Consider the following 5716-nt stretch of genomic DNA (forward strand, 5'->3'; position numbering starts at 1 on the left):
AACTGCGAATTCGCTGAGTTCGGGTTCTGCGCCCGAGCCATCGAGCAGGCGCCGCGGCCATGATTGGCATTGGAGAACTCGGCCTTGAGGTCCGGCTTGTCGGACCCGCCCATGCCCGCGCGCGACGGCGCATAGGTCGGCTTCGAGGAGTTGCCGAACTTGACGTCGCCGGTCTGCGCCATGAAGCCGTCGATGACGCGGTGGAACACGACGCCGTCATAGGCGCCCTCACGCGCCAGTTCCTTGATGCGGGCGACGTGGCCGGGGGCCAGTTCGGGATACATTTCGATGACGACCTTGCCCTTGGTCGTTTCCATGATCAGCGCGTTCTCGCGATCCTTGATCTCAGCCATGTCAGAAATCCTTTTTGAAAATTGAGGGGTTTATTTGCCGTCGGCGGCGATGCGAACCTTGATCATGCGGTCGGGGTCGCTGACCGTGCCGTTGTCGGCCTCGTCGCCCTTCTTGATCTTGTCGACGAGGTCCATGCCGCCGACCACCTTGCCGACGATGGTGTACTGGCCGTCGAGGTTCGGCGCCGGCGCGAACATGATGAAGAATTGCGAGTTGGCCGAATTCGGGTCCTGCGATCGCGCCATGCCGACCACGCCGCGCGTGAATTGCTCGCTCTGCGAGAACTCGGCCGGCAGATCGGGAAGATCGGAACCGCCGGTGCCGACGGCTTGCGGGTCGAAACCCTTCTTCATGTTGCCGAATTTGACGTCGCCGGTCTGCGCCATGAAGCCGTCGATGACGCGGTGGAAGGCGACATTGTCATAGGCGCCGTCGCGCACCAGCTTCTTGATCTGCGCGACATGCTTGGGCGCCAGATCGGGGCGCAGCGCAATCGTCACGTCGCCATCCTTGAGCGTGATGATCATAGTGTTTTCCTTGTCGGCGGCGACGGCCGGCCCGGATGCCGAGAAAAGGGATGCTGCGAAAAGGCCGGCTAGCACGACAAGGAACGAAGCGAGCTTCTTCAGCTGCATAGGGATCTCCGGGAAAACCTATTTGGTGAACTTGGCGGTGAGCGCCCCGGCGACAGCCGCCGGCACGAATGGGCGGATGTCGCCGCCCATCGAGGCAATCTGGCGCACGAGTGTGGCGGTAATGGTGCGCACCGAGGGACTCGCCGGCAGAAAAACCGTCTGCAGTTCCGGCGCCATCGTCTCGTTCATGCCGGCCATCTGCATTTCGTAGTCTAGATCGGTGCCGTCGCGCAGGCCGCGGATCATGATCGAAGCGCCCCGCTTGCGGGCAGCGTCGATGACAAGCCCGTCGAAGGCAACGACCTTGATGCGGCCGGCGTCCTTGCCCAATTCGGCCTTGGCAGCGGCTTCGATCAGCTTCACGCGTTCCTCGAAGGAAAACAACGGTTTCTTGCCCGGATGGATGCCGATCGCCGCATAGACGGTGTCGGCCACCGCCAGCGACGCCTTGAGCACGTCAAGATGGCCGTTGGTCAGCGGGTCGAAGGAGCCAGCGTAAAGGGCGGTGCGTTCGGTCATGGCAGGCTTCTAGCGGGCGGGCGTACGGAAGGCAAATCCGATTAATTGCGGTCATCCGTGAACCATTCCGCGGACATGAACGACGGATGAACGCGGCAATCACGAACGTTTCACGCAGCGTTCACTAGGTTGCCGCTTCAAGGGACGAAACAAAATCTCCATCTCATCGTTGTAAGCTCAGGAGAACACGCAAATGCTGATCTACATGCTTGCCACAGCAATGACCATCGTGATGCTCATCGCGACCGCCTTCGGGTTGCATCAGGAAGCAGCGCGGGTGCGCGTCAAGGCCAACACCAAGCGCCTCGATGGTTTCGCCCACCGCAACGTCTACCGTCGCCACTGATCCCCGTCATGATCGAACCGGCCCAACGGGCCGGTTGAGCCGGACGAAATCTATTCGCTCCCGCCCGTATCGTCCGCACCAGCCTCGCTCGAAGCCACGTCTTCCGCTTCTTCGTCCGACTGCGGCTCCGAAATCCGCTCCACCGACACGACCTTCTCGCCTTCGGCCGTATTGAAGATCGTCACGCCCTTGGTGGCGCGACTGGCAAAGCGTATGCCGTTGACCGGCACCCGGATCCCCGTGCCGCCGTCCGAAACCAGCATGATCTGATCGTCATTGCCGACCGGGAAGGTCGCGACCAGGCGGCCGATCTCGGCCGTCTTGGAAACGTCGGTGGCGCGAATGCCCTTGCCGCCGCGCCCCGTCAGGCGGAAGTCGTAGGACGACGAGCGCTTGCCGTAGCCGTATTCGGTCACCGTCAGCACAAGCTGCTCATGCGCCTTGAGGAACTCGTAACGCTCGTCGGAAAGCTCGGCTTCCTCGCCGACCTCCTCATTGGTGAGCGCGATCTCCTCTTCCTCGCCGGCGACAAGCCGGCGCTCGGCCGCCGCGCGCTTCAGATAGGCTGCACGCTCGGCGGGTGACGCATCGACGTGCTCGATGATCGACATCGAGATGATGCGGTCGGTCTCGGCCATGCTTATGCCGCGCACGCCGACGGAATTGCGGCTCTGGAAGACGCGCACGTCGGAGACCGGGAAACGGATGCACTGGCCGGAATTCGCCGTCAAAAGCACGTCGTCATTGTCGGTGCAGGTCTCGACGCCGAGGATCTCGTCGCCCTCTTCCTCCAGCTTCATGGCGATCTTGCCATTGCGGTTGACCTGGACGAAGTCGCTGAGCTTGTTGCGGCGCACGGTGCCGCGCGTGGTAGCGAACATCACGTCGAGATCGCCCCAACTGGTCTCGTCCTCCGGCAGAGGCATGATCGTGGTGATGCGCTCGCCCTGCTCGAGCGGCAGCATGTTGATCAGCGCCTTGCCGCGCGATTGCGGGTTGCCGATCGGCAGCCGCCAGACCTTTTCCTTGTAGACGATGCCGCGCGAGGAGAAGAACAGCACGGGCGTGTGCGTGTTGGCGACGAACAGCCGAGTGACGAAATCCTCTTCCTTGGTCGACATGCCGGAGCGGCCCTTGCCGCCCCGGCGCTGCGCCCGGTAGAGCGACAGCGGCACGCGCTTGATGTAGCCGGAATGGCTGACGGTGACGACCATGTCCTCGCGCTGGATCAGGTCCTCGTCTTCCATGTCCGCGCCGCCGTCGGAGAGCTCGGTGCGGCGCGGCGTGCCGAACTCGTCGCGGACCGCGATCAGCTCGTCCTTGACGATCTGCTGGATGCGCGCGCGAGACGACAAAATGTCAAGGAAATCAATGATCTCGGCGCCGATCTTGTTCAACTCGTCGGCGATCTCGTCGCGGCCGAGCGCGGTCAGGCGCTGCAGGCGCAGGTCGAGGATGGCGCGCGCCTGTTCCTCGGAGAGATTATATGTGCCGTCCTCGTTGATGCGGTGACGCGGGTCGTCGATCAGCTTGATCAGCGGCGCGACGTCGTGCGACGGCCAGCGCCGCTCCATCAACTGCTCGCGCGCCGTCTGCGGATCGGGCGCGGTGCGGATGAGCTTGATCACCTCGTCGATATTGGCGACCGCAATCGCAAGGCCGACAAGGACATGCGCGCGCTCGCGCGCCTTGCGCAGCAGGTATTTGGTGCGGCGGCTGATCACCTCTTCGCGGAAAGCGACGAAGGCTTTCAGCATGTCGATCAGCGTCATCACCTCCGGCTTGCCGCCGTTGAGCGCCACCATGTTGGCGCCGAACGACGTCTGCAGCGGCGTGAAGCGGTAAAGCTGGTTGAGGATAACGTCGGCGACGGCCTCGCGCTTCAGCTCGATGACGACCCGGTAGCCCTGGCGGTCGCTTTCGTCGCGAATGTCGGAAATGCCGTCGATGCGCTTTTCGCGCACCAGTTCCGCCATCTTCTCGATCATCGCCGCCTTGTTCACCTGATAGGGAATCTCGGTGACGACGATGGATTCGCGGTCGTTGCCGCGGGATTCGATATTGACGCGGCCGCGCATGACGATCGAACCGCGCCCGGTGGAATAGGCGCTGTAGATGCCGGAACGGCCAAGCACGATGCCACCAGTCGGGAAGTCCGGGCCGGGCACGATCTCCATCAGCGCCGGCAGGTCGATGGCCGGGTTGTCGATGAGGGCGATGGCGCCGTTGCAGACTTCGCTCAGATTGTGCGGCGGAATGTTGGTGGCCATGCCGACGGCGATACCGCCCGAGCCGTTGACCAGAAGGTTGGGAAAGCGCGCCGGCAGCACCTTCGGCTCTTGTTCGGCGCCGTCATAATTGTCCTGGAAATCGACCGTTTCCTTGTCGATATCCTCCAGGAGTTCATGCGCGACCTTGGTGAGCCGCGACTCGGTGTAGCGCATGGCCGCGGGCGGATCGGCGTCGATGGAGCCGAAGTTGCCCTGCCCGTCGATCAGAGGCACGCGCAGCGACCAGTCCTGCGCCATGCGAACCAGCGCGTCATAGATCGAGGCGTCGCCATGCGGATGGTATTTACCCATCACGTCGCCGACGATGCGCGACGATTTCACATGCTTGCGGTTCCAGTGGTAACCGCCTTCCTGCATGGCGTAGAGGATGCGGCGATGGACGGGCTTCAGGCCGTCGCGCACGTCTGGCAGCGCGCGGCTGACGATCACGCTCATGGCGTAATCGAGATAGGAGCGCTGCATCTCCTCGATGATCGAAATCGGCTCGATGCCGGTGGGGCCGCCGTCCGGCCCGCGCGGTGTCTTCTGGTCGGTCAAATCAGGTCACAATCCAGTCGGGAATCACTACATGCTTATATAGGAAGCCTTGCCGAAACTCCAATGTCGGCCGGACTTTTCCAGAGACAATTTTGATGGTAATTTCAAATGGATACCGCTGATTGCGACGATATGGCCACCGTCGTTTTCGCCGTCATGCGGCAAGGTCGGCGATGGATCGGGCAAAAACCGCAACTGCTGTGAAGCTGGCCTCATGGCTACCCATGCGGGCCCTCAGCGGCTGGAGCGTCAAGGACCTCAACGGCGATCTGGCGGCCGGCATCACGCTGGCCGCGATCGCCATACCCGAGCAGATGGCGACGGCGCGGCTCGGCGGCTTCGCGCCGCAGATCGGCTTTTTCACCTTCGTCGCCGGCTCTGTCGCCTTCGCGCTGCTCGGCGCCAACCGCCAGCTGTCGGCCGGCGCAGATTCGACGATCACGCCCTTGTTCGCCGGCGGTCTGGCGCTGATCGCCACCTCGGGCTCGCCGCATTACCTGGCGCTGGCGGCCATGCTGGCCCTGATGGTGGGGCTGCTGGTGGCGCTCAGCGGCGTCTTCCGTCTCGGCTGGATCGCCGATCTGCTGTCCGTGCCGGTCACGACGGGTTTCCTCGCCGGCATTTCGGTCCATATCATCGTCTCGCAACTGCCTTCCTTGCTCGGCCTGCCGGCCGAAAGAGGCGAGACCTTGCGGCGAGTCGGCGAGATAGCCGCCAATATCCACCTCACCAATCCCTGGAGCCTGGCAATCGGCCTCGGTGTCTTCGCCATCGTCTTCGCCGCCGGACAGGTCAGCGCGCGGATCCCGGCGGCGTTGATCGGCATGGTCCTGGCGACGCTTGGCGTCGTCTCCTTCGATTTGAGGAACCGTGGCGTCGAGGTGCTCGGCGCCTTGCCGAACGGGTTGCCTCCTCTCGGCATGCCGACCGTCCACTTCCACGACGCACAGGCTCTTGTCCCGCTGGCGTTGCTGATCGCCATCGTCGTCATGGTGCAGACAGCGGCCACGAGCCGCTCGTTTGCTTCCCAAAAC

General features: G+C 63.3%; 6 protein-coding genes. 2 read left to right on the forward strand and 4 right to left on the reverse strand.

The features are described from left to right. The 3 genes from EOA24_RS25300 to coaD all read right to left on the reverse strand — a co-directional run. On the reverse strand, positions 1–353 hold a 353-nt coding region (locus EOA24_RS25300), incomplete at its 3' end, for a peptidylprolyl isomerase (protein ID WP_133374601.1). 30 nt (positions 354–383) lie between these two features. Then, positions 384–881: a peptidylprolyl isomerase gene (locus EOA24_RS25305; protein ID WP_245463509.1), complete on the reverse strand. Its 498-nt coding sequence runs from the start codon at positions 879–881 to the stop codon at positions 384–386. Positions 882–1007: 126 nt separating this feature from the next. Beyond that, positions 1008–1508 (reverse strand): pantetheine-phosphate adenylyltransferase, encoded by a 501-nt coding sequence (gene coaD / locus EOA24_RS25310; RefSeq protein WP_126082582.1) that lies wholly within the window; start codon positions 1506–1508, stop codon positions 1008–1010. Positions 1509–1701: 193 nt separating this feature from the next. On the opposite strand from coaD, the gene EOA24_RS25315 reads away from it, so the two are divergent. After that, positions 1702–1854, forward strand: a complete 153-nt coding sequence (locus EOA24_RS25315; RefSeq protein WP_095765297.1) for a hypothetical protein — start codon at positions 1702–1704, stop codon at positions 1852–1854. Positions 1855–1904: 50 nt separating this feature from the next. Here the strand turns inward: EOA24_RS25315 and gyrA are convergent, their stop codons facing one another. Continuing rightward, positions 1905–4682 carry a DNA gyrase subunit A gene (gyrA, locus tag EOA24_RS25320; protein ID WP_127410176.1) on the reverse strand — a complete coding sequence of 926 codons (2778 nt, stop codon included), beginning with the start codon at positions 4680–4682 and terminating at the stop codon, positions 1905–1907. Positions 4683–4906: 224 nt separating this feature from the next. Here gyrA and EOA24_RS25325 point away from each other — a divergent pair. Continuing rightward, the coding region (locus EOA24_RS25325; RefSeq protein WP_245501852.1) for a SulP family inorganic anion transporter at positions 4907–5716 on the forward strand (810 nt) is incomplete at its 3' end.

Origin of the sequence: Mesorhizobium sp. M2A.F.Ca.ET.039.01.1.1, assembly GCF_003998035.1 — a bacterium.
Lineage (GTDB): Bacteria > Pseudomonadota > Alphaproteobacteria > Rhizobiales > Rhizobiaceae > Mesorhizobium.

What these genes read in the sequence shown, in the direction of transcription:
- EOA24_RS25305 (WP_245463509.1), bottom strand. Translation starts at nt 881, where the DNA reads ATGATCATCACGCTCAAGGATGGCGACGTGACGATTGCGCTGCGCCCC.
- coaD (WP_126082582.1), bottom strand. Translation starts at nt 1,508, where the DNA reads ATGACCGAACGCACCGCCCTTTACGCTGGCTCCTTCGACCCGCTGACC.
- EOA24_RS25315 (WP_095765297.1), top strand. Translation starts at nt 1,702, where the DNA reads ATGCTGATCTACATGCTTGCCACAGCAATGACCATCGTGATGCTCATC.